We start from the raw sequence: 24,252 nt of genomic DNA, 5'->3' as shown, positions 1-24,252 counted from the left end.
AAGTCGTAGGTTCAAACCTTGTCAATAAGCCGTCGAAAAAATGACTCTTGATGATAATGCGTTGCAACTCGCTGTTTTTACGTGACTTATAAAAAGTTCAAAGAATTTATAGAGCGAAATGATATTACAAGATGTTTCGTTGCAACCTACGCTCGTGCTTGTGGGGCACCGCAGCGTTTTCGGATGATTCGCCTACAGAGCGACCCGCCTGCGTGCCGTCCAGAAGCCACATCTAGAGCAGTCCAGAGCGCCGCAACGGCCTCCGGTTTGGTACAGAGGGAGGCCCCAGATGCACAAGCAGCCGCGCACCCGTTCCGAGCTGGCCGAGGCGCTCTTTCGCCTGCGCCGCAGCTTCTACTCACTGGCAGGCTTCAGTGGCGTGATAAACGTCATGATGTTGACGCCAGCTGTCTACATGCTCCAGGTCTACGACCGCGCCCTGGTCAGCCGTAACGTCACCACATTGACGATGCTCACCGTGCTGGTGGTCGGGCTGTTCCTGCTGATGTCCGCCTTGGAAATGATCCGCACCCGCGTGTTGATCCGGGTCGGCAACTGCCTGGACATGGACCTCAACCGGCGCATCTTCAGCGCCGCCTTCGAGCGCAACCTGAACCGCGCCGGTGGCAACCCGGCCCAGGCCCTGCAAGACCTGGCACAGGTCCGCCAGTTCTTGACCGGCAATGGCCTGTTCGCCTTCTTCGATGCACCGTGGACGCCCATCTACCTGCTGGTGTGCTACCTGATCCACCCGCTGCTGGGGCTGGTCACGATGATCGGCTCGATGATCCTCGCCGGCCTGGCGTACCTCACCGAAAAGGCCACCCACAAGCCGCTGGCCGAGGCCAACCACGCGGCGCTGTCGTCTGCCAACTACGCCAACAACAACCTGCGCAATGCCGAAGTCATCGAGGCCATGGGCATGCTGCCGTCGATCAGCAAGCGTTGGTACCAGAGCCATCTGCGCATCCTGCAGATGCAGACGCTGGCGTCCGACCGTGCGGCCTTGATCAGCAGCACCGGGCGCTTCGTGCGCATCACCCTGCAATCGCTGATCCTCGGCACCGGTGCGCTGTTGGCGATCGAAGGCAAGATCACCCCGGGCATGATGATCGCCTGCTCGATCCTCACCGGTCGCGCACTGGGGCCGGTGGAACAAGTCATCGCCTCGTGGAAGCAACTGCTTGGCTGCCGCTCAGCCTGGGGGCGGCTGACCGAACTGCTGCAGGACTACCCGCGCCGCCCACCGAGCATGTCGCTGCAACGGCCCCTGGGCATGCTCGCCGTGGAGAACGTATTTGCTGGCGCCCCCGGCACCAACACCACCATTCTGCGTGGGGTGAGCTTCAGCCTGGCGCCGGGCGAAAGCCTCGGCATCATCGGCCCCTCCGCCTCGGGCAAGTCCACCCTCGCCCGCCTGCTGGTTGGCGTCTGGCCGACCCAGGCCGGCAAGGTGCGCCTGGACGGCGCCGACATCTTCACCTGGAACAAAGGCGAACTGGGCCCGTGGCTCGGCTACCTGCCGCAGGACGTCGAACTGTTCGAAGGGACCATCGCCGACAACATCGCGCGGTTTGCCGAGGTGGACAGCGATGCGGTCATCCGCGCAGCCAAGAGCACCGGCGTGCACGAGATGATCCTGCGCTTCCCGCAGGGCTACGACACCCGCCTGGGCACCGATGGCAGCCCGCTTTCCGGTGGCCAGAAACAGCGTATTGCCCTGGCCCGTGCGTTGTATGGCGAACCTAACCTGGTGGTGCTGGATGAGCCCAACGCCAACCTCGACGATGTCGGGGAAAAGGCCCTGGTCGATGCCCTGGGCGAACTCAAAGGCCGTGGCGCCACGGTGGTGCTGGTTTCTCACCGGCCCAACGTGCTGTGCGCCGTCGACAAGGTGCTGATGCTGCGTGACGGCGGCGTGCAGATGCTGGGCACGCGCGACGAAGTCTTTGCCGCCCTGCGCAAGGCAAGCGTGATACCGGCGGCCGCAGCAGCGCCGCTGGCTTCGGTAAAAGTACGGGAGTAACCGATCATGCACATGAGCCAACCGACCGAGTTGATCCCTGCCGAGACCAAGAGCCTGATCGACCTGGATGCCGGCAAGCCGGTGCGCTGGGGCCTGTGGCTGGTGCTGGCCGGCTTCGGCGGCTTTTTGCTGTGGGCCTGGCTGGCGCCGCTGGATGCCGGCGTGGTGGCCACCGGCACGGTCAAGGTCACCAGCAATCGCAAGGCCGTGCAGCACTTGAGCGGCGGCACCGTGGAAGCGATCCTGGTGCGCGAAGGCGACGTGGTGAAAAAGGACCAGGAACTGGTTCGCCTCGATGCCCTGCGAGCCGTGGCCGAACAGGGCGCAGTCAGCGCCCAGTACATTGTCAGCAAGACCGTGGAAAACCGCCTCGAAGCCGAGCGCGACAACCGCGACTTGGTAACCTTCGACCCCGCGCTGCTCAAGCGCTTCGGCGCAGACCCACGCCTGCTGGCCGCCATGGACTTGCAGCAGCGCTTGCTGGACACCCGCCGCGCCGGCCTGGCGGGCGAACTCAGCATCCTCGAAGAGAACCTGGCGGCATCGGCAGTGCAGCTCAAAGGCCTGCAGCAGGTGTACGGTGCCCGCGCCTCGCAGATCAACTTCCTCGGCCAAGAGCTGCAAGGGACCCGCGTGCTGGCCGCCGAAGGTTATGTGCCGCGCAACCGCCTGCTGGAACTGGAGCGCAGCAACGCCGACCTCTCCGCCGGCCAGGCCGAAAACCTCAACAACATCGCCCGGGTACGCAGCCAGGCCACCGAGATCAAGCTGCGCATGCTTCAGCGCCAGCACGATTACTTGAAAGAGGTCGAGTCGCAACTGACCGACACCGCCAAGGAAAACACCACCCTGGCCGACCGCTTGCGTGCATTGGACTACGAAGTGACCCACACGGTGATCCGCTCACCCATCGATGGCATGGTCCAGGCGCTGGGCATCGCCACGGTCGGCGGGGTTATCCAGCCAGGCGCCAAGCTGATGGAAATCGTCCCACTCGACGAGCCGTTGCAGGTCGACGCGATGATCCCGGTGCAGGCCATCGACAAAATGGTCCCAGGGCTTGCCGTGGACATCGCCTTCCCGGCCTTCAATCACGCACAGACCCCAAACATCCCCGGCCGTGTGAAAACCATCTCTGCCGACCGCCTGCTCGATGAAGAGAGCAAGCAGCCGTTCTACCTGGCGCAGGTGGACGTTTCACCCGCCGGCATGAGCTTGCTGGGCAGCAACCACATACGCCCCGGCATGCCGGCCACCGTCACCATCAAGACCGGCGAGCGCAACCTGCTCAGCTACCTGCTCAAACCCATGCTCGAACGCGTCGACAGCGCTTTCAAGGAGCAATGAGATGAACCGCCACTGCCTGATGTTGTGCCTGGTGGGGTTGTCCTTGCCAGCCAGTGCCATGGACCTGAAGCAAGCCTGGGACCTGCTGCAGTACCAAGGGCCCATCTATCATGCCGCCGAGCATGAGAAACAAGCCGGCCTGGAAAACCGGGCCATCGGCCAAGCCGGCCTGCTGCCGCAGATCAATGCCACGGCCTATTACAACAAGGTCAATGGCTCGCAGCGCCAGAGCGGCCAGGACAACGACCTGGACTACGACTCCAAAGGCGCCAGCGTGCGCCTGCGCCAACCGCTGTTCAACAAGCAGAAGATGGCCGAATACCGCCAGGGCCAGCAGCGTGCCGACTACAGCGTCGCGGTGTTCGATGCCAAGAGCCAGGATGCCGCGGTGCGCCTGGCCGACAGTTATTTCGATGTGCTGTTGGCCAGCGAAACCATCACCCTGGCCAGGGCCAAGCTGAACGCTTTCGAGGAGCAGCTTGCGTCAGCGAAACGGCGCATGGAGCTGGGCGCCGGCACGGTGACCGACATCGACGAATCGGTCGCTCGCCGCGACCTGGCAGAAGCCGACCTGATCGAGGCGCAGGACAACCTGGTCAACGCCCGCCGCAAGCTCGAGGAGTACATCGGTGAAACCCCGGCATCGCTGACCACCTTGCAGCCAGGCTTCACCACCCCGCCGCTGCTGCCGGGCAACCTGCAGGACTGGCTGGTCAAAGCACAAACCGACAGCCCCCTGATTCACGCCCGTCGGCACAGCTACGAACTGGCAGAAGAAGAGGTGAACCGGGCCAAGGCCGGGCACTGGCCGACCCTGGACTTCGTTGCCGGTTACACCGCGGGCAGCAGCCAATCGATTTCAGAGCTGAACCAGCGCAACCAGTACAGCTCGATCGGCCTGGAACTGAACATCCCGTTGTACAGCGGCGGCAGCACCAGCGCGCTGACCCGCCAGGCCAGCGCCAACAGTTCGAAAGCGCTGGACGAGCTCGACGCCACCCGCCAGGAAGTCATCTCCGGCACCACCCGTGAGTACCGAGGTGTGCAGAGTGGTGCCATGCGTATCCATGCGCTGGAAAAGGCCGTCGCGTCCAACGAACGCTCGCTGACCTCGACACGCAAGGGCTTCAAGGAGGGCGGTACCAGTACCAACTCGGATGTGCTTAATGCGGAGGAATTGCTGTTCGACGCACGGCATGACCTGTTCGAGGCCAAGTTGAACTACCTGATGTCGCGCCTGCGCCTGGCGTCATCGGTGGGCAGCCTGGGGGATGACGATATCGAGCTGGTCAATAATTACCTTGGGCCGGAGTTGATGGTGAGTAACTGACCTGCTCTGGCTTTGTTCAAGCTTGAGATTGTTGGGGCGTTTTGTGCCCCAAGATCCTAAAGCCTACTTACAACCCACAAGCCTGCAAGACCGTTACCGCCAGCCCCAGCAAGCACACCAGCCCAACCGCAAAGCTGACTGTCCTCCAGGGCTGCAAACCGCTCAGGTAGCACACCGTATGCGCCACCCTGGCAACGGTGAACACCACAGTCAGCCAAATAATGACGACCGCAGCAGCATTCAGCGAAATAGCCAAGCCGGCCAAGGCAAAAAACGCCGGAATGTTCTCCAGATCATTCGCCCAAGCCCTGCCCGCCCGGCTGACCTGCGGCAGTTCGTCAACGTTGGCCAAGCGCCCAAAGAACGCTGCGTCTTCACCATTGGTGAAGGCCTTGTAACGCAGGCGGTAATAGCCTTGGCAGCAAGAGATCGCCAGCATCTTCAGGAGCAACGCGACCACACAGACCGCATAGACAGACAGGGCGCCGTGCATCACGCCCCCTCCTGAGCATGATGTGCCGAGCGCCTGCCAAAGCCTTCAAACACGATGTACAGAAGCGGCCCCACCGACACAAACACAGCCGTGAGCAGCAAAAAAGGGGCAACCCGTAACCACGATCGCCCTTTCGAACGGGCATCCGTGATCATCCAGGCGCACGCAAGCCCAGCCATCACGTACAAGTCGATTACAACCTGCGCAGTGTCAGGCCGGGCCATCAGTTCAAGGCCAAATGCGAGCAATGATTGCTCTGCAATGAACATCGTCCAGCCGGTGTATAGCGAAAACGACATCAGGGTAGCCAGCGCGATCCACGTGCTTTTCATCTGCAACGCTCCTTAACCAATACCGCGCCAAGGTAGTGCTATGGTTGCAGCGTGCTCAATGACCTCACAGGTCATCGACGCCCCCGCTCACGACCCGTCAGAGTTGCCCCATGAGTAACCACCCTTTCCACCCGACCGCCTCAGCCGGTAACCCGGCAGGCAACCACTTGCGCCGGCACCGTCAACAGGCAGGTTTGAGTCAGCTTGAGCTGGCGCTACGCGCCAACGTATCCCAGCGTCACCTGAGCTGCGTGGAGACCGGCCGCGCCAAACCAAGCCCAGGCACGTTGCATGCCCTGCTTTCTGCGTTGGGCGTACCGTTGGAGGAGTGCAACGAGGTTTTCCTCGCGGCAGGTTATGCGCCCCGCTACACCGCGTCGCCGCTGAATGCGCCCGCCATGGCAATGGTGCACGAGGCGATTGCGCATATTTTGCAGGCCAACAACCCTGCCCCTGCGATCGTCCTGGATAGCATGTGGTACATCACCGCCGCCAACACCAGCGCCGGGCGGCTGTTGCAGATGGCGGGGGTACAGCCCCGTGATGATGCGCCGCTCAACCTGCTGGAAACGCTGCTGCGCCCCGAGGGCCTGGGCGACCAGTTGATCAATGCCGATGAAATCCGCGCCACCGCGTGGCACAGGGCCTCGCGGGAAGCGGCGGGCAACCCTGAGTTGGCGCAGCTTCTGCAAGACCTGCCCTGCCCCGCCGCGCTGGCGATTGCCCCATCGCCTTCGCCGGTCGTGTTGACGCGCCTGCGCTCGGCCCACGGTGAGCTGAAGTTCCTGTCCACCTTCACCACCTTTGGCATGCCGCTGGACGTGACCGTGGCCTCGCTGCGCATAGAACACCTGATACCTGCAGACACGCATACCTGGCACACCATGACCCTGGCGTATGAACAAGTGACCGCAAAACCCTGAGCGCGCCCAGGCCGAACCGGCCTCAGAAATCGACCGTGGCCGACAGCTGCAGGGCGCGTGGGTAGCCAGGCGATATCGCGCCATACGAAGCGACCCCCGACCAGTACTCACGGTCGAAGACGTTCTGCACCGTGGCCCGGAAGGTGGTAGGACGGCCTTCGATGTGGGTGGTGTAGCGCGCACCCACATCGAAACGTGTCCAGGCATCGAGCTCCTGGGTGTTGGCCTGGTTGATGTACTGGCTGCCGGTGTAGATCGCGCCACCGGTCAAGGTGACACCTTCGAGCCAAGGCGTGTCCCACTCGGCCCAGAGGTTGGCCTGCACATCGGGCACGCCCACAGGCTCATTGCCCTTGTTGGCCGCCGTGGCCGAATCGGTCAGTTCGCCGTCCAGCAGGGTTACGCCGCCCAGCAAGCGGGTACCGGGCGCGACTTCACCGAACATGCTCAACTCGATGCCACGGTTGCGCTGCTGCGCCTGCACCGAAAACAGGTTGCCAGCGCCCAGTTCGCCACTGGGTTTTTCGATCTGGAACAGCGCCAAGGTGGTCATGAAGGTGTCCCGTTCGAACTTCACCCCCAGTTCGTGCTGCTTGGTTTCATAGGGGGCAAAGGCTTCACCGGCATTGCCCGCCGTGGCCGGTGCCACATCGCCTTTGCTCAGGCCTTCGACGTAGTTGTAGTACAGCGAGACGTTCTCCCAGGGTTTCACCACCACCCCGACAACGGGCGTTGTCGCACTGTCTTTGTAGCGGGCAGTCATCGCGCCTGCGGTGCTGTAGTTACGCGACTCGATCGCTTGCCTGCGCACGCCCAGGGTCAGTTGCACGCGGTCATCGAGCACCGCCAAGGTGTCGGTCATCGCTACGCCGGACAACTCGGCTTCAGACACCCGATTCACGTTTGGCGCACTGATGTACTGCTTGGGCACCGCTACGGGGTGATAGATGTTCGAGATTATTTCCGTGCCATTGTTGATGCCCCGCGACAGCTCATCCTGGTAACGGGTCGCCATGAGCGTGACGGTATGGTTGATCGGCCCGGTTTCGAACAGCCCGCGTACCCCCACGTCGGCGGTGGAGCGGTCGACATTGAACTTGTAGTAGCCCGGAGTATTGCTGGTATCGCCCGCGTCATTGAGGATTTTCGGCACCTGGTCGGACATCCGCGCGACATCCGCCCTGCCGCCCCCCGCATGGGCAAACACAGTCAACGAATCGCTCAGGTCGTATTCCCCACCCAACAGCGCGGATTGCTCGCGGGTGTCCGACCAGCCCCAGTCCTGTGGCAGGTTGGTGCGGCCATTGGCGGCTGAAGGCACGTCGACACCCAGCGCCACGGTGAAGGGCCGCGACGCGGCATCCCAGCGCTCCCGCTGGCTGATGAAGTCCAGGTTCAGGCGCAGGCGCTCACCTTGGTAATCCAGGGCGATGGCACCGATATCCAACACCCGTTGCTGGTCGTCGATGGCCGTGTCGCCCTGGGCGAGGCTGCCGTTGAAACGCACGCCCCATTGCCGCTGATCACCAAAGCGGCGGCTGATGTCGAGATGGCCACCGGTTTGTGTGTCGGAGCTGTAGCTGGCGGTGAAACGGCTCAGGTCCTCGGCCAGGGCACGCTTGGGGATGATGTTGATCACGCCGCCGACCCCGCTGTTAGGCGAAATCCCATACATCAGCGCGCCTGGCCCTTTGAGCACCTCGACGCGCTCGGCATATTCGGTAAACACGCGGTAGTTGGGCGCCACGCCATACACGCCGTCGAAAGCAAGCTCCCCTAGGTTGCCCTCACCGACAGGGAAGCCACGAATGAAAAACGAATCGACGATGCCGCCGGTTTGCCCCGTGGAGCGCACCGAAGGGTCACGCTCCAGGGCATCGGCGACGGTGACCGTCTGCAGGTCCGCCAGGGTTTTGGCGGTATAGCTGGTGACGTTGAAGGGCGTGTCCATCACATCCTTGTTGCCCAGCATGCCCAACCGCCCGCCACGGGCAACTTGCCCGCCGGCATAAGCCTCTGGCAGGGTTTCGTGGCGCATGCTGTTGGCGTCGATGGTGGTCGCGGCCAGGGTCAGGCCGTCGCCACTGGCCACTTGCCTGATCAGCTTGAAGCTGCCGTCGCCCAGCTCGACCAGTTCGAGCCCACTGCCGGCGAGCAGTTGCGCCATGCCGTCACGCGGGGAGTAGCGACCATTGAGGCCTGGGCTGTACAGGCCTTCCGTCAATGCAGGCTCGAACGACAGGGCCACACCCGAGGCCAGCGCGAAGCTGGCCATGACCCGGCCGAGCGGCCCTGGGGCGATGTCGTACGGCCTGGTAGCCGTCGCCTCCAGTGGTTGTGCGAGCGCCGCCCATGAATGGCTGGCACCTGCTACCAGCACACAGCTGAACAGGGCGCGACGGATTGCAATGGCGAGCTGGGGACGACTTGCAACAGGCATGACAGGAGGGTCCTTCTGACCGGGAATGGAGGTGTTCACTCCTATTGCCAGCCGAGGCGGAAAAAAGTATCACCTGGGCACGACTTTTTTTGCAGTGCGGTCAGCGCGGCGCAAGCATCGTCCAGTAGCCCCCCATGTGCGCCTCCACCCGCAGGGCATAAGTCGACTCCAGCATGCTCAACGTTCGACGCGGGTCGCTGATGGGAAATGCCCCCGATACGCGAAGGTCGGCAATGCCTGGATCACAACGAATGAACCCCCGTTGGTAACGCGCCAGCTCGGCAACGAAAGCGTCCAGCCTCATCTTGTCCGCCAGCAGCATGCCCTGGGTCCAGGCCGTGACAGCCTCGTCTGCCGGCCTTGGTGCAGCGATCGTTCGGGCGTCGAAGTCAGCGCGTTGGCCGGCTTGCACGACGCGGCGGGCAAGGTGATCGGCATTGCCAGGTTCGATGCGAATCGCACCTTCGATGACCGCCAGGTAGGTACGCCCGCCGAACTCCCGCACGGTGAACCGGGTGCCCAAGGCTTGCATGCGCCCCTCCCGCGTCCCTACCCACAGCGGGCGAGCAGGGACCACGATGTCGGGGGCCGTCTGCACCAGGATTTCGCCACGGAGCAAACGAATGAACCGCTCGCCGGCATTGAAACGTACATCGATCGCGGAGTCGGTATTGAGCACAACCTGCGTGCCATCGGCCAGGGTAAGGTCAAGGCGTTCGCCAATGCCGGAGCGGTAATCAGCTGCCCAACCTTGTTGCTCGGTCAGCCGCCAACCTGCCCAGCTGGCCGGGGCCAGGGCCAGCAGCAGGGCCAGCCGGCTGACCAGTGCACGACGGCCAGGGTCGGCCGGGCGGTCCAGTGCAGGCATCGACAGTGCCGGTGGCAGGCCACCCAACTTGCCCATCAACCGCTCCGCGCGCTGCCAAGCGCTTGCTCGGGCCGGGCTGCTGTTGCGCCAGGCCAGCCAGTCGGCCTGCTGCGCATCGGTCACGTCGCCTGCGCTCATGCACATCAACCACTCGGCGGCTTCTTCGAGCGCTTCGGCGTCTACCGGCTCGGCGCGCTGTGCATCGGCCATCTAGTCGACCAGCCTCAAGCACTGAACGAATGCCTGCTTCATGTAGCGTTTGACGGTAATCAGCGATATACCGAGCTGCTCGGCAATCGCCTCGTACTTCATGCCAGCCAACTGCGACAGCAGAAACGCGCGCCGGACCAGTGGCGGCAAGGTATCGAGCATGGCATCGATCTCGTGCAGGGTTTCCAGGATCAGCAAGCGCGTCTCTGGCGAAGGCACTTCAGGGGCAGGCAGGTGCTCAAGTGCCGCCAAGTACGCACGCTCCAGTGATTTACGTTTGCACCAGTTGGCGAGAATGCCGCCAGCGACGCAACTCAGATAAGCGCGGGGCTCATCGAATACGACGGCTTTGGAGGCGAGGATACGGGTGAACGTGTCCTGAACCAGGTCGGCCGCATCGACCGCGTTGCCCAGGCGCCTGCGCAATTTCGCGTGTAACCAGCCCTGGTGGCCGGTGTAAAGCGCTTCGACATTGCGTATGTGATTGTCAGGGCTGGGCAGCACGTCGCTCATGGGCGGTCTTGTCTACGCAAGTGAGAACTATTTTCAATGGTAAGTTAGCGCTGGCGCGCAAAGCAAGTTCAATATGGGCCAGCATTCAGCCGCAAAGGCGCGCGCTCGCGGCCTATGCTTCAACTCACCCAAGGCGGCGGAGCCCCCCCATGCACAACCCCGAAGACAACCTGCTGCACAGCTGGCAGCACAACGCCCAGGCCTGGATCGACGCGGTGCGCAGTGGCGCCATCGAGAGCCGTCGGCAGGTGACAGACCAGGCTATCCTGCTGGCCATTCTCAGCCGGCAACCCGAGCGCGTGCTCGACCTTGGGTGTGGTGAAGGCTGGTTGCTGCGGGCGCTGGCTGATCGCGGCATTGAGGCGGTCGGCGTGGATGGCGACAACACCCTGGTGGAGGCGGCCCGTGCGGCAGGCTCCACCGAGGTGCACCTTGCCAGTTACGCACAGCTGGCCGAGGGCGACGTCAGCGTTGGCCGTGGCTACGATTTGGTTTGTGCCAATTTTGCGTTGTTGCAGCAGGACGTCATCCCCTTGCTGGCGGCGATGAATGGGCTGCTGGCTCCGGGTGGTGCAGTGGTGATCCAGACGTTGCACCCCTGGAGTGTGGCTGCGGGCGATTATCAGGATGGTTGGCGGGAAGAGTCGTTCGCAGGGTTTGCCGGGGACTGGCGGCCGATGCCCTGGTACTTCCGCACCTTGGCCGGTTGGCTGAATGCATTGGACATGGCCGGGCTGCGCCTGGTCAGCCTGCAGGAGCCGCAGCATCCGCAAAGTGCGGTGCCGCAGGCGTTGTTGATGGTGGCCGAAGGGCGGTGAACCCTGTGTGGCATTGCAAGCGAGTTGCCGACCCTTGTGGGAGCGGGCTTGCCCCGCGAACACCGGCAAAGCCGGAGCCATGCCCCGCGTAGCCCCATTCGCGGGACAAGCCCGCTCCCACAGGGTTGTGACAATCACAGAGCGCGACTACCACTTGAACGCTTACAGCACCGGCTTGCGCGCTGCCCCGCTACGGGCCTTGGCCATTGCTGCCAGGCGCACGGCGACGTTCGCTGCGCCATACCCGGCATAGCCGCCCTTGCGCTGGATGATCTCGAAGAAGAAGCGCTCCTCGAACGGCTCGGTGTACACGTGGAACAGTTCGCCGCCTTGGGCATCGCGGTCGTACAGCACGTTGTAATACGCCAGTTCACTGAGGAATTCGTCGTCGAAATCGAAGCGTGCCGCCAGGTCGTCGTAATAGTTGAGCGGGATTTCCAGCAGCGGCACGCCAGCCAACTTGGCACGCGCCACTTCACGGAAGATGTCATCACAATCGAAGGCGATGTGATGCACACCCGAGCCGCGGTAACTGGACAATGCGTGGGCAATGGCGGTGTTGCGGTTCTCGGAAATGTTCAACGGCAGGCGCAAGGTGCCGCACTGGCTGCGCAGCGCACGGCTCTTGACCAGGCCGTACGGGTCGGGCAGCACCACTTCGTCGTCGGCGGCGAAGTCGAACAGGCTCTTGTAGAACAGCACCCAGCTGTCCAGCGACTCGGCCGGCAGCGCCAGGGCCATGTGGTCGATACGGCGCAGGCCACCGCTGGCAGTGGCGGTTTTGTCCAGGCTGAAGTCGGTGTCGTACAGGGTCTGGCCAGCAGTGCCCTGTTCTACCAGGTACAACAGGCTGCCGTCGGGCGCGCGCACGGCGGGTACTTCGCACTCGTTGGGGCCGACCAGGCCACGGAACGGCTGGCCACGGAAGGCCGTGGCGCGCTTCAAGGCAGCTTGCTGGTCCTTGACGCGCAACGCCGTGGCGCACAGTGACGGGCCATGCGCCTCGAAGAAGTTGTGGCCAAACGAATAGGGCTCGGCATTGAGGACAATGTTGATGTCGCCCTGACGCAACAGTTGCACGTCCTTGCTGCGGTGCTTGCCGGCGTCGGCGAAGCCCAGGCGTTTCAGCCAGTTGCTCAAGCGCGCACCCACCGCCTCGTCGACGGCGAATTCGAGGAACTCCACGCCATCATAGGCACTGGCCGCCGGCGGGTTGAACAGCACACCCGGCTCCACCGCCACGGCCTCTTGCTCCAGGCGCAGGCGGGTCTGCTCTTCGAGGTACAGCAGCGAGCGCAAGCCGTCGGCGGCATTCTGCCGGGGCGGTGCGGCGCGGAAGCCATCGTTGAAGATTTCCAGGGACAGCGGGCCGCGGTAGCCGGTGGCGAGGATCGGCGCGAGGAAGCCGGCCAGGTCCATTTCGCCCTGCCCCGGGAAGCAGCGGAAATGCCGGCTCCACTCCAGCACGTCCATGGCCAGGATCGGTGCGTCGGCCATCTGCACGAAGAAAATCTTGTCGCCCGGGATGTCACGGATCGCGCTCGGGTCGCCCTTGAGCGACAAGGTATGGAAACTGTCGAGGATCACCCCAAGCGACGGATGGTCAGCCTGGCGCACCAGGTTCCAGACCTGCTGGTAGGTATTGACGTGACGCCCCCAGGCTAACGCTTCATAGCCGATACGCAGGCCACGCTTGCCGGCATGCTCGGCCAGCAGGCGCAGGTCGTCCACCAGCAGTTGCTCGTCGCCCAGAGCATCGGCCTGGACGTTGCTGCACACCAGCACCAGGTCAGTGCCCAACTCTTGCATCAGGTCGAACTTGCGCTCGGCGCGGTCGACGTTGCGCTGCAGCCGGTCGCGGCGGCAGCCTTCAAAGTCGCGGAACGGCTGGAACAGGGTGATGGCGATGCCCAGGTCCGCGCACATCTGGCGAACCTGACGCGGGCTGCCGGCATAATAGAGCAAGTCGTTTTCGAAAATCTCGACGCCGTCGAAACCGGCGGCGGCGATGGCTTCGAGCTTTTCCGGCAGAGTGCCGCTCAAGGACACGGTGGCAATCGAACGCTGCATGGCGGGAGTTCCTTGTTGTTAGGGGACGACGGCGCAGGAAAACCACGGTAACGGTGCCTGGCATGATGGATTATTCGCAGGTAAAGTCGCCTCATCAATCTCTTTGTACGGAATGGTTAGTTTTGTGTTCGATTACCGAACAAAACCGGATTTCGCGAATTGCTAGACCGCCACCCCGTGGTCAACATGAAACCAGACGCAGGCACACCGACCACCGCCTTCTTGCCAGACGGTCGTTCGGCAGAACCTGCGCTAACAAGCCCAACGCCACAACATAATAAGTTCAATAAAACCGGGTACCGACCTATGAACACTGCTCTCGCCTTGCGATCCGCACCTGTCTCCTGGCTGCCTGTCACGGCCTTGGCGCGGAATACGCCCGCACTTCACGTTTGACCCCACTCCCGAGATAACCCCACGCTCGCCTTGCGCCGTGCGGGAACCAACAAGAACAACGGAGACACCGATGGCTCACTCCAGCTCTCAAGCCAAGAAAGCGACCGCCAGTGGATGGATAGGCTCGGCACTCGAGTACTACGACTTTTTCATCTATGCACAGGCTGCGGCCCTGATTTTCCCGCAAATCTTCTTCCCTAACACCGACCCGAAAATGGCGATCATCGCTTCGCTGGCCACTTACGGTGTCGGCTACCTGGCCCGCCCGGTCGGCGCCATCGTGCTCGGCCACTGGGGTGATACCCGCGGACGCAAGAACGTACTGCTGCTGTGCATGTTCCTGATGGGTGTGTCGACCATGGCCGTCGGCCTGCTGCCGACGTACCACGACATCGGTATCCTCGCCCCCGTCTTGCTGGTGCTGCTGCGCCTGGTCCAGGGCTTCGCGGTAGCCGGCGAGATCTCCGGCGCCAGTTCGATGATCATGGAGCACGCGCCGTTCGGCCGACGAGGCTACTACGCGAGCTTCACCCTGCAGGGCGTACAAGCCGGCCAGGTATTGGCGGCGGCGGTGTTCCTGCCACTGGCCTACTTCATGCCGAGTGAAGCCTTCAACGATTGGGGCTGGAGGATTCCGTTCCTGATGAGCGCCGTGGTGCTGATCGCCGGTTTCATCATCCGTAAAGAAGTGCACGAAACGCCTGCCTTCGTGAAAGAAGAGAAGCAGGACAAAGTCGCCAAATCGCCGGTCAGCGAGGCCTTCCGCCACAGCTGGAAACACATGGTGCTGGTGATGTTCATGGCCCTGATGAACGTGATCCCGGTTGTCGCGACCATTTTCGGCGCGGCCTACGCGGTGCAGCCGGCCTATGGCATCGGCTTCGACAAGAGCGTGTACCTGTGGATTCCGGTCGTCGGCAACATCGTCGCGGTGCTGGTGATTCCATTCGTCGGCAACCTTTCCGACAAGATCGGCCGTCGCCCGACCATGATCGCCGGGTGCCTGGGTTCGGGCCTGCTGGCCTTCGTCTACCTGTATGCGATCAGCATCCAGAACGTACCGCTGGCCTTCGCCGCCTCGATCGTGATGTGGGGCATGGTCTACCAGGGCTACAACGCGGTGTTCCCAAGCTTCTACCCTGAGCTGTTCCAGACCCGCTACCGTGTTTCGGCCATGGCCATTGCGCAGAACATCGGCACCATGCTGACGGCCATGCTGCCGGCGCTGTTCGCCCTGGTGGCGCCACCGGGCTCGGACAACATTCCACTGGTCGTGGGTGGCATGGCGTTCTTCATCACCTGCATCTGCGCCCTGGCGGCGTACATCGCACCGGAAACCCATCGCCTGTCGATGGAAGACCTCGGCAACCCGCAAGCCAAGCCGATGGAAAAGGCCGCGTACGAAGCCAGCCGTAAAGGCAGCTTGCAGACTGCAAGCCACTGATCGATCGCAGGGGGCTGCTGCGCAGCCCTTTCGCCGGCAAGCCGGCTCCTACAGGTGTGCGCAAATCCCTGTAGGAGCCGGCTTGCCGGCGAATGGGCCGCAAAGCGGCCCCAGCGTTTTCAACCCTTGATCACTTCCTGCAGCCGCTGCCACAGTCTTTCAACATGCTCCCGCTCAGTCGGCAATGCGCCAATCGACACCCGCACCATCCACCGCCCATCAAGAGTAGCCGGCGTTACATACGCCTCCCCAGAACCATTGAGCCGCTCGGCCCAAGCCTTGGTATGCGCATCCAGCGCCTCCCCTTCCAGCCCCGCCGGCCGATGCTGGATGCACAGCGTCTGCAACTGCACGGGTGCCAATAGCGTCCAACCCGGCGTCGCCTCGACCTGCCCAGCAAGCCACTGAGCGTTATCCAAATCACGGCGCAAGCGCGCCTGCAGCGCTTCGACACCTTCGCTGCGCAACATGAACCACAGTTTCAAAGCGCGGAACCGCCGGCCCAGTGGAATACCCCAATCACGCAGGTTCTTGACCTCACCATCCACCGCCGACTGCAGGTAGCTGGGGTTGGTGCTCATCACCCGAATCAGGTGCTGTGGGTCGCGCACGTAGTAGATCGAACAATCAAAGGCCACACCCAGCCATTTGTGCGCGTTGACCACCACCGAGTCGGCCAGCTCGATGCCGTCCCACATCCAGCGGCACTCGGGCAAAATCATCGCCGACCCCGCCATGGCCGAGTCAACGTGCAGCCACAGGCCATGGGTCTGGGTGATTTCACCAATTGGGCGCAGTGGGTCGAGCGCCGTGGTGGCGGTAGTGCCGGTGGTCGCGACTACCGCACAGGGCTGATTACCTGCCGCCAGGTCCTGCTCGATGGCTGCCCGCAGCGCTTCTGGCTGCAGGGCGAACTGCGCGTCGGTGGGGATCAGGCGAATGTTGTCACGGCCAAAACCGGCCAGCAGTGCGGCCTTGTCCACCGAGCTGTGGGCGTGGGCGCTGACGTAGACGATCAGCGGCTTGGCCTGGGCCTGCAAGCCACCGCGGACCAACGCGTAATCGCTGGCCCGTTCGCGGGCGCAGATCAGCGCCACCAGGGTGCTGGTCGAGGCGGTGTCTTGGATCACCCCGCTCCATTGCCCTGAAAGGCCGAGCAACTGGCGCAGCCAGTCGAGGGTGGTTTCTTCCAGCTCGCTCAAGGCTGGGCTGGACTGCCAGGACAGGCCCAATACACCCAGGCCGGTACTGAGAAAGTCGCCCAGCACCGATGACAACGTGCCGTTGGACGGGAAGTAACCGTAGAAATCCGGGTGCTGCCAGTGCGACAGGCCCGGCATGACCAGGTTGTTGACGTCGTCGAGAATCGCCTCGAAGGGTTCGCCTTGCTGCGGGGCGCACTCAGGCAGGGCCGCTTTCAGGTAACCCGGTTCGACTTGGGCCATGACCGGGCGTTCGCCCACGGCTTGGCGGTAGTCGGCGATCAGGTCGATCAATTGGTGGCCGTATTGGCGGAATTGTTCTGGGGTCACGGGCGGTCTCCATTGGGCAGTTTGCTGCCTGGGCCGGCCTCTTCGCGGGCAAGCCCGCTCCCACAGGTGAATCACAGCTTGAGCACTGTGCGGATCCTGTGGGAGCGGGCTTGCCCGCGAAGAGGCCGGCACTGGCAATACAGGCCCATCAGTCTAGGTGCCACCCGCCCTGCAAAGAACCCCGCTTCGTGCATACCTCCTATGGCGTTGGCGCATGCCCCCCTTGCACGCCGAACTGGGACTGGCGCCACAGCTCGAACACCCGGTTGCGCAACCAGCGGTGCTCGGCCGAGGCCTGCAGGCGCTGGTGCCAGACCACCCAGTAACGCTGGCTGTGATCGATGAAGCCCAACGGTCGCCAGGCCAGGTCATGCAAACGGCACAGTTGCCGGGCGATGTGCTCCGGGACCGTGGCCACCGCCTGGCTGTTGCCGATCACCTGCACGGTGGCCGAAAAAAACGGCACTTCCAGGCTGACCCGCCGCTGCAGGCCCTGGGCGCGCAGGTGGCGATCGATGAAGCTGTCCTTGTCGCCACCCCCGGAAATGCGCACATGCTTGTGCGCCAGATAAGCTGCCTGGCTGAGCGTTTCATGGGCGGTCAACGGGTGGTCGCGGCGCATCAGGCACACCGCGCGGTCCTCGCCAAGCAGACGACCATGCAGGTTGGGCGGCGACTCATCGAACAAGGTGGTGGCCAGGTCAATCTCGCCACTGGCCAGCAACGCGTACTGGCCAGCCTGCCAGGTGCGGTACTCGAGGGACACGCCGGGCGCTTCGTGCTCCAGCGCCTCCACCAGCAGCGGCAGCATATGCTCGGCGACGTAGTCCGAGGCCGCCAGGCAGAAACGGCGCTCGCAGCGGGCGGGGTCGAACACGGCCGGTTGGCGCAGGGCGTGCAGCTCTTCTAGGACCTGGCGCAGTGGCTCGACCAGGGCTTCGGCATGCTCGCTGAGCACGTAGCCACGGCCTTGGCGCACCAGCAGCGGGTCGTCGAAGGCTTCGCGCAGGTGGGCCAGTTGACGGCTCAGGGCAGATTGGCTGACACCCAGGCGCTCGGCGGCGTGGCTGAGGTTCTTGAGCTGCAGGAGGCAGTCGAGGGTGCGTAGATGGGCGAGGCTCAGGGAGGCGAAAGTTGGGTTCATGCAGGCTCCCCTTTATCAAATTCACCGGCCCATTCGCGGGACAAGCCCGCTCCCACAGAGCTCCGCCGTGTTTGAGGTTAGCGGAGGGCTGTGGGAGCGGGCTTGCACCGCGAATGGGCCGCAAAGCGGCCCCGGCTTTTAGTCGGTCAGGCCGACATAGACGTTCTGCACGTCATCGTTCTCATCGATCGCCTCGAGGAACGCCTCGACCTCGGCCAATGCCTCAGCGCTCAAGCTGGCAGCACTTACCGGGTTCTTCGGGGTGTAGCCGATCTTTGCCGAGGTCACGGTAAAACCATGCTCCGGCAGGGCCTTTTGCACCGCGTCCAGGTCGGTGGTGTCGGTGATGAACAGGGTCGAACCCTCTTCTTCCCCTTCCTCGAAGTCCTGGGCACCGGCTTCGATGGCGGCCATTTCCGGGTCGGCACCTTCGCTCGGGGTGGCTTCGATCAGGCCGACGTGGTTGAAGTCCCAGGCCACCGAACCGCTCGCACCCAGCTGGCCCTTGCGGAACAGCACGCGGATCTGCGCGACGGTACGGTTGATGTTGTCCGTCAGGCACTCGACGATCAGCGGCACCTGGTGCGGCGCAAAACCTTCGTAGCTGACCGCGTGGTACTGCACGGCATCACCGTCCAGGCCGGCACCCTTGCGGATTGCCCGGTCCAGGGTCTCGCGGGTCATCGAGGCCTTTTTGGCCTGCACGATCGCCAGGCGCAGGCGCGGGTTCATGTCGGGATCGGCGCCCGATTTGGCAGCGATCTGGATCTCTTTGGACAGCTTGCCCATGATCTTGCCTTTGGCATTGGCCGCTGTTTCTCTATGTTTGGCTTTCCACTGTGCGCCCATGTCGACTCTCTTGTTTCAACGGCCAGTTCAGGAAGCGACCGGCCAAAAGTGGGTGCAGTTTATACGCCCTCGGGCATGTGATCGACAAGAAATCTCATGCTTTGTCGGCCTTCCCCGCCGCCGCCGCAAAACGTGCCAGGCGTACATCGAGGTGCCGTGGCCGCAGCCCGCGGTCCTCGGCGCGCTCCTTGCGGCGAATGGCATTGCGCACCATCAGCGACCCCAGGTAGCGAATCGGCTCTGGCGGAAACAGCCCCAGCGGCCCCTTGACCAATGGCGAGCGGGTCCAGGGGTTGTCCAGGCCCAGCGCCAGCGACGACAGGATTTGCCCACCCATGTGGCACGGCCCGACGCCGCTGCCGGAATAGCCAAAGCCATAGAACACATTGCCCTGCCCGTCTAACCGGCCGAAGAACGGCAAGCCCGTGACGGAGCGGTCCGACGGCCCATTCCAGCTGGCCGCCAAGGGCACGTCCGCCAACGCCGGGAAAAACTCGCCCAGGCTTTCACGCAGCAGCGGCCGGTAGGGTGAGGGCTGGTCGAATACTGGCAGCATGCGCCCGCCATAGGCGAAGGTATTGCCGCCCTTGCCGAGCATCAGTCGGCCATCGGAGGTGTTGTGGTAGTAATGCACGAAAATGCGCGAATCGAGCACGCTGACGCCGCTGTCCAGGCCGATTTCGCGCAACAGCTCAGGGCACGGCTCGGTGATAATCATGTCGCTGGACACAATCGCTACACTGCGCTCGAACTGCGGGAACGCCCGCGCCATCCAGGCATTGAGGCCCAACACCACACGGTCGGCGTGCACCGTGCCGTGGGCGGTACGCACCTGTACCGGCGCACCGTGCGCCAGGCTCGTCATGGCCGTGCCTTCGTGAATGCGCACGCCCCGCTGCAACGCCACCCGCCGCAGGCCGCGCACCAACTGCCCGGGCTGCACGGTGGCGGCGGCCGGCGAAAACCAGCCTTCCAGGTGCCGCGCCGACCCCGCCAGGCGTTGCACCTGGTCCAGCGGCAGCCGCTGGAACGAATTCACCCCCCGCTGCTCCAGCGCGGCGATCACCGCATCGGTGGCACCGACCTGGGCCGAGTTGGTGGCGGTGTACAGCGTGCCGTCCAGGCGGTAGTCACAGTCGATGCCATTGGCCGCGCAAAACGCGCCGATGGCACCGATGCTGCGTTCCGATTCGTGCACCAGGCGCACCGCTTCAGCCGCCCCGAACAGGCGCTCGAGGGTGAAGTACTTGGCCGACCACGACAGCGCACAACCGCCATTGCGACCACTGGCGCCAGCGCCGCAGATGTCGGCCTCGATCAGCACGATATCCAGCGCCGGCACCGCCTCCTTGAGCATCAACGCGGTCCACAGGCCGGTGTAGCCGCCGCCGACAATGCACACATCGCAACGGCTGTCGCCTTGCAGCGGCGGGCACGCCGCTTCCTGCGCCGAATCCAGGGCCTGTTGCAGCCAGAAGGGTCTCATTCGCTCGCTTTCCTTTAGGTACGCAGTGGCTTGATTGCCATGCTGGTGTTCGGTGCCACGTCGTTGCGCTGCACCGCGGTGGCCGGGCGGCTGTTCCAGTGCGGCAGCAGCACCAGCGCCGAGAACAGTGCGCAACCGGCGAACACGATGAACACCGTGACGCCGTCGAAATAACCCGGCAGCAGCCCGCCAAGCACGGCGCCCACCGAGCCGCAGCCGTTGACGAAGCCTGCTGCGGTGGCACCTGCCTTGGCGGTGCCGAAGTCGATGGCCGCCGCGCCGCTGATCATCGAGTCAGGGCCATACAAGGTCAGGCCCATGACGAACAGCAGGCCCACCACCAGCATCACGCTGCCGGTGTGCATGGCCGCCATGAACGCGGCTAGCGTCACCGTCAACAGCACCAGGCTGATCACGCACGCCGGCATGCGCCGCGCGCCGAACAGTTTGTCGGAGGCCAGGCCGATCATGATCGGCCCCAGCAGCCCGGCCAGTTCGAAGGCCGTGGGGATGATCGCCGCGCCGACCTTGCCCACCGACGGCATTTGCTCGAAGACGATCACTGGCCCCCACAGTAGAATGGCGTAGCGCGCCGGCTTGAGCAGGAAGTAGGCCAGGCCCAGGGTCAACACCGTGCGGTTACGCAGGATCTCGCGCAACGGCGCCCAGACGCTGCACAGGTTCGCGCCCGGTGCCATGCTCTGCGGCTCGGGCTCTACGGCGGGCAAGCCGACGTCTTCTGGCTTGTTGCGCTGCAGGAAGAAAAACAGCACAGCCACCAGGGCGACCACCACGGCACTGGAGAAAAACGCGGCGTGCCAGGTGCCGACCAGGGTGTAAGCCCACCAGCCGGCAAACGGCGAGGCCACCAGGCCGCCAAAGGCATAGCACGAGCTCCACAACCCCAGTACCCGCCCGCGCTGCGCGGCTGGGAAGAAACTGCCGATGTTCTTGCACAAACCGGCCCAGCCTGTGGACTGCGCCAGGCCTTGGATCAACATGCAGGTGGCGAAGATTGGGAAGGTGGCGTAGCTGCCCATCACCACCGCCGCCGCCGCCGAGATCAGCAAGCCGCCAAGCACCACCACACGTGGGCCGAAGCGGTCGGCAAGCATGCCCCAGGTGAACTGGCCCACGGCATAGGCGGCCAGGTAGATCGCGTCAAGGTTGGCCATGGCGGCCTTGTCGAGCATGAAGCCTGGGTCTTCGGCGATGCCCAGCTTGGCGACCGAGAATGCCTTGCGGGTGAAGTAGAAGGCGGCGTAGGCCAGCCAGGTGATTGCGAAAATCTGCATACGCCAGCGTTTGAACGTGGCTAGGGAATGGTTCATGTGAGTCTGACCTCTTGCTCAAGTGTGCCGGCAGAATGTGAAGAAACGCCTGTCTTGTTCTTGTGTTACGCACAGCGATGGCGGGGGCCCGTCATCGGGTCAGATGGCGCTGTATCAGCGCCATGGCCCCGACCGGCGCTTGTGGCTGCGACGGGGCTGGGAGGTATGGAAACAGCTGGTGACTGATAAATAAAATCGATTTATCGTATTTCACTCATAAGCCCAGCTTGTTACTGGAGTCGTCATGTCGGTGTCCCACGCTCAACTCAAGGCCTTTCACGCGGTGGCGGTGCACGGCAGCTTCACCCGTGCCGCGCAAAAACTGTTTCTGACCCAGCCGGCTGTCTCCGACCAGGTGCGCAAATTGGAAGAGCGCTTCGGCGTGCTGCTGTTCCACCGCAACAAGCGTTCGGTGCAACTGACCGACCTGGGCGAGCGCCTGCTGGGCATCAGCCAACGCCTGTTCGCCTGCGAAGCCGAAGCCCACGAGCTGCTGCAGGACTCACGCGCCCTGCTCACCGGCAGCCTGGTGTTGGCGGTGGACGCGCCGGTGCACGTGCTGCCGCAGATTGCGCGGTTCTGCCAGCGCTACCCGGGCATCCAGGTGAAGGTCGAAACCGGCAACACCGATGAATCGTTGGCCCGGCTGTTCAGCTACCAGGCGGACCTGGCACTGCTGGGACGGGACGTCGACGATGAGCGCCTGCACTGCCTGCCGCTGCGCCGCGACCCGATGGTTGCCTTCGTCAGCCACCATCACCCTTGGGCCAGCCGGGGCTCGATCAGCCTGGCGGACCTGGATGACACCCCGCTGGTGCTGAGGGAGCCTGGGTCGGTGACGCGGCAGACGCTGGAAGAAGAAATGCAACGGGCCGGGCTGCGGATTCGGCCGGCGATCCAGGTGGAAGGCCGGGAGGCGGCGCGCGAAGCGGTGGTGGTGGGGATTGGCGTGGGGGTTGTGTCGGCGGCGGAGTTTGGCGCGGATGCGCGGGTGTGTGCGTTGCCGATTGTCGACTGTCAGCGGCATTTGACCGAGACGCTGGTGTGCCTCAGCGAGCAGCGTACGCGGCGGGTGGTGGCGACGTTCTTGCAAATGGTTGAGGAAGGGCTGTAAAGCTGCATTCCCAATGTTTGCTTGGTAGGAGCAGCCTTGTGCTGCGAAGAGGCCGGTACAGGCACCATACATCAATGCTGCCTGCACCGGCCTCTTCGCAGCACAAGGCTGCTCCTACAAGGATCGCGAGGATCACGAGGATCACGAGGATCACGCCCGATGCTCTTTCGATTTGCCGCCGACGCTCTGGTGCTGTTGCACCTGGCCTTCATCTTGTGGGTGCTGTTGGGTGGGCTGATGGTACTCAAGTGGCGCCCCGCCCTGCTCGTCCACCTGCCCGCCCTGGCCTGGGGCTTGGCGGTAGAAGGGCTGCACCTGGAATGCCCGCTGACCGACTGGGAAAACCGCATGCGCTTCGCCGCCGGCGACGCGGGCTACCACGGCGGTTTCGTCGAACATTACATCTGGCCGCTGATCTATCCGGCCGGGCTGACGCCGCAGATCCAATGGCTGCTGGGCGCCATCGTCCTGCTGCTCAACCTCGGCATCTACGGCTACGTGCTCGGGCGCAGGCGCCGCCCTACCGCGTAGCGATCACGAACAAGCGCGGGAACGGCAACAGCACCTTACCGTCGGTGGCCGGTGGGTAGTCGTGCTGCATCGCCTGCAGGTACATCTGCAGGAAAGCGGCTTGCTCTTGTTCGTCCAGCCTGGCCAGGTAAGGCCGCAACGCCGAGCCCTTGAACCACTCCACCACCGCTTCGGCGCCACCCTCCAACGGATGATGGTACGTAGTACGCCACACATCCACCCGCGCGCTCCGCGGGCTGAGCAGGTCGTAATAGAACGCGGCGTTGTGCCTGGGCGGTAGCTGGAAATCGGCGAATTTGGCGGCCCAGGGGCCTTTGCTGGCGATTTCGCGCAGTTGCCGGTGCGCTGGCTCGTCAAGGTTGTCAGGGGTTTGCACCGCCAGGCTGCCGCCCTCGCTCAGCTGGCTGACCAGGTGCGGATACAGCGAAGCGTGGTCCGGCACCCATTGCAGCGAGGCATTGGCCAGGATCAGGTCTTGCGGCTCTGGCGCGGCCCACTGGGCAATGTCGGCAATGGCGCAGCGCACGCGCGGTACACACAGCCTTTTGCGCTCCCGGGCCTTTTCGACCATGTCTGGGTCGCTGTCCAGCGCCGTCACCTGGGCATCGGGGTAGCGCTGCAGCAGCACCTCGGTCGAGTTGCCCGGGCCGCAGCCCAGGTCGGTGGCATGGCGGACCGGGCGTGGCGGCACGGCGGTCAGCAGGTCGCGTACGGCGCGGGTGCGCTCGTTTTCGAAGAGGGAATACTGGGTGGCGGACCAGGCCATGTGCGGCTCCTTTGGGCGGGCAATGTGCCCAGCATAAGCCAAGTAGTGGCACTTAGGGTCTATTCGCGGGCCGGAACCGAGCGTCTATCCTTGAAGTCAGTCCTTATATGCGCCTGCCCATGAAAACATTCCTGGCCCTCGCCATACTGGCCCTGATCGCCGCTGCCGCCCTCCTCGGCTCGCCGTGGATGAACCAGCGTTTTCACATGCCGCCGGACAAACACCCGGCCCAACAACGCGAAACGGCCGGGTCCCCAAGGGAGCCGGCCGTCTCGAACCACAACTGAAG

General features: G+C 63.7%; 21 protein-coding genes. 9 read left to right on the top strand and 12 right to left on the bottom strand.

The genetic code is table 11. The features are described 5' to 3' along the window. Window positions 1-289 precede the first annotated feature (289 nt). Genes GIB19_RS17555 through GIB19_RS17545 form a run of 3 tightly spaced genes read left to right on the top strand, consistent with a single transcriptional unit; the run spans window position 290 to window position 4,703 of the window. Entirely contained in the window at window positions 290-2,026 is a 1,737-nt protein-coding gene (locus GIB19_RS17555) for a type I secretion system permease/ATPase (protein ID WP_085273306.1), read from the top strand. Window positions 2,027-2,032: 6 nt separating this feature from the next. Then, window positions 2,033-3,373, top strand: coding sequence for an HlyD family type I secretion periplasmic adaptor subunit (locus GIB19_RS17550; protein ID WP_274887343.1), 1,341 nt, complete (start codon window positions 2,033-2,035; stop codon window positions 3,371-3,373). A 1-nt stretch (window position 3,374) separates the two neighbouring features. Beyond that, on the top strand, window positions 3,375-4,703 hold the full coding sequence (locus GIB19_RS17545) for a TolC family outer membrane protein (protein WP_274887342.1): 1,329 nt from the start codon (window positions 3,375-3,377) through the stop codon (window positions 4,701-4,703). A 67-nt stretch (window positions 4,704-4,770) separates the two neighbouring features. Here GIB19_RS17545 and GIB19_RS17540 read toward each other — a convergent pair whose 3' ends face one another. Then, window positions 4,771-5,196 carry an MAPEG family protein gene (locus GIB19_RS17540; RefSeq protein ID WP_274887341.1) on the bottom strand — a complete coding sequence of 142 codons (426 nt, stop codon included), beginning with the start codon at window positions 5,194-5,196 and terminating at the stop codon, window positions 4,771-4,773. Then, window positions 5,196-5,528 (bottom strand): DUF2834 domain-containing protein, encoded by a 333-nt coding sequence (locus GIB19_RS17535; RefSeq protein ID WP_274887340.1) that lies wholly within the window; start codon window positions 5,526-5,528, stop codon window positions 5,196-5,198. Before GIB19_RS17535 ends, GIB19_RS17540 begins: the two co-directional genes overlap by 1 nt. A gap of 110 nt (window positions 5,529-5,638) precedes the next feature. Here GIB19_RS17535 and GIB19_RS17530 point away from each other — a divergent pair, with 110 nt between their 5' ends. Continuing rightward, window positions 5,639-6,451, top strand: coding sequence for a helix-turn-helix domain-containing protein (locus GIB19_RS17530; RefSeq protein ID WP_274887338.1), 813 nt, complete (start codon window positions 5,639-5,641; stop codon window positions 6,449-6,451). A gap of 22 nt (window positions 6,452-6,473) precedes the next feature. On the opposite strand, the gene GIB19_RS17525 is transcribed toward GIB19_RS17530, so the two are convergent. From GIB19_RS17525 to GIB19_RS17515, 3 genes are all read right to left on the bottom strand, one after another. Then, window positions 6,474-8,891 (bottom strand): TonB-dependent receptor, encoded by a 2,418-nt coding sequence (locus GIB19_RS17525; protein WP_274887337.1) that lies wholly within the window; start codon window positions 8,889-8,891, stop codon window positions 6,474-6,476. A 100-nt stretch (window positions 8,892-8,991) separates the two neighbouring features. Further along, window positions 8,992-9,969, bottom strand: coding sequence for a FecR domain-containing protein (locus GIB19_RS17520; RefSeq protein ID WP_274887336.1), 978 nt, complete (start codon window positions 9,967-9,969; stop codon window positions 8,992-8,994). Then, the gene (locus tag GIB19_RS17515) at window positions 9,970-10,482 is read right to left on the bottom strand and encodes a sigma-70 family RNA polymerase sigma factor (protein ID WP_274887335.1); all 513 of its coding nucleotides are present in this window, start codon (window positions 10,480-10,482) and stop codon (window positions 9,970-9,972) included. A gap of 149 nt (window positions 10,483-10,631) precedes the next feature. Here GIB19_RS17515 and GIB19_RS17510 point away from each other — a divergent pair, with 149 nt between their 5' ends. Next, window positions 10,632-11,300: a class I SAM-dependent methyltransferase gene (locus GIB19_RS17510; protein WP_274887334.1), complete on the top strand. Its 669-nt coding sequence runs from the start codon at window positions 10,632-10,634 to the stop codon at window positions 11,298-11,300. Between the two features lie 162 nt (window positions 11,301-11,462). Here GIB19_RS17510 and quiC read toward each other — a convergent pair whose 3' ends face one another. Then, window positions 11,463-13,370 (bottom strand): 3-dehydroshikimate dehydratase QuiC, encoded by a 1,908-nt coding sequence (quiC, locus tag GIB19_RS17505; RefSeq protein ID WP_027593781.1) that lies wholly within the window; start codon window positions 13,368-13,370, stop codon window positions 11,463-11,465. Between the two features lie 466 nt (window positions 13,371-13,836). On the opposite strand from quiC, the gene GIB19_RS17500 reads away from it, so the two are divergent. Next, window positions 13,837-15,210, top strand: coding sequence for an MFS transporter (locus tag GIB19_RS17500; RefSeq protein ID WP_274887333.1), 1,374 nt, complete (start codon window positions 13,837-13,839; stop codon window positions 15,208-15,210). 119 nt (window positions 15,211-15,329) lie between these two features. Here GIB19_RS17500 and GIB19_RS17495 read toward each other — a convergent pair whose 3' ends face one another. The 5 genes from GIB19_RS17495 to GIB19_RS17475 all read right to left on the bottom strand — a co-directional run bounded on the left by GIB19_RS17495 (window position 15,330) and on the right by GIB19_RS17475 (window position 21,552). Continuing rightward, window positions 15,330-16,742 (bottom strand): DOPA decarboxylase, encoded by a 1,413-nt coding sequence (locus tag GIB19_RS17495; RefSeq protein ID WP_274887332.1) that lies wholly within the window; start codon window positions 16,740-16,742, stop codon window positions 15,330-15,332. A gap of 199 nt (window positions 16,743-16,941) precedes the next feature. Beyond that, complete coding sequence (locus GIB19_RS17490) at window positions 16,942-17,886, bottom strand: LysR family transcriptional regulator (protein WP_099429834.1); 945 nt, start codon at window positions 17,884-17,886, stop codon at window positions 16,942-16,944. Between the two features lie 138 nt (window positions 17,887-18,024). Then, window positions 18,025-18,735, bottom strand: coding sequence for a YebC/PmpR family DNA-binding transcriptional regulator (locus GIB19_RS17485; protein WP_085273298.1), 711 nt, complete (start codon window positions 18,733-18,735; stop codon window positions 18,025-18,027). A gap of 94 nt (window positions 18,736-18,829) precedes the next feature. Beyond that, entirely contained in the window at window positions 18,830-20,221 is a 1,392-nt protein-coding gene (locus tag GIB19_RS17480; protein ID WP_099429835.1) for an FAD-dependent oxidoreductase, read from the bottom strand. A gap of 14 nt (window positions 20,222-20,235) precedes the next feature. Next, window positions 20,236-21,552 (bottom strand): MFS transporter, encoded by a 1,317-nt coding sequence (locus GIB19_RS17475; protein WP_099453580.1) that lies wholly within the window; start codon window positions 21,550-21,552, stop codon window positions 20,236-20,238. 244 nt (window positions 21,553-21,796) lie between these two features. Between GIB19_RS17475 and GIB19_RS17470 the strand changes: the two genes are divergently transcribed. Then, entirely contained in the window at window positions 21,797-22,666 is an 870-nt protein-coding gene (locus GIB19_RS17470; RefSeq protein ID WP_274887329.1) for a LysR substrate-binding domain-containing protein, read from the top strand. A gap of 159 nt (window positions 22,667-22,825) precedes the next feature. Next, window positions 22,826-23,197, top strand: coding sequence for a DUF2784 domain-containing protein (locus GIB19_RS17465; RefSeq protein ID WP_274887328.1), 372 nt, complete (start codon window positions 22,826-22,828; stop codon window positions 23,195-23,197). Here GIB19_RS17465 and tam read toward each other — a convergent pair. After that, window positions 23,187-23,963: a trans-aconitate 2-methyltransferase gene (gene tam / locus GIB19_RS17460; protein WP_274887327.1), complete on the bottom strand. Its 777-nt coding sequence runs from the start codon at window positions 23,961-23,963 to the stop codon at window positions 23,187-23,189. The genes GIB19_RS17465 and tam overlap by 11 nt on opposite strands. 107 nt (window positions 23,964-24,070) lie before the next feature. On the opposite strand from tam, the gene GIB19_RS17455 reads away from it, so the two are divergent. After that, window positions 24,071-24,250: a hypothetical protein gene (locus GIB19_RS17455; RefSeq protein ID WP_099429838.1), complete on the top strand. Its 180-nt coding sequence runs from the start codon at window positions 24,071-24,073 to the stop codon at window positions 24,248-24,250. The last annotated feature ends 2 nt before the right edge of the window (window positions 24,251-24,252 follow it).

It is taken from the genome of Pseudomonas sp. ITEM 17296 (genome assembly GCF_028895205.1).
GTDB lineage: Bacteria > Pseudomonadota > Gammaproteobacteria > Pseudomonadales > Pseudomonadaceae > Aquipseudomonas > Aquipseudomonas kermanshahensis.
The sequence above is the reverse complement of the archived record's forward strand: the minus strand, read 5'-3'. Positions and strand labels throughout refer to the sequence as shown.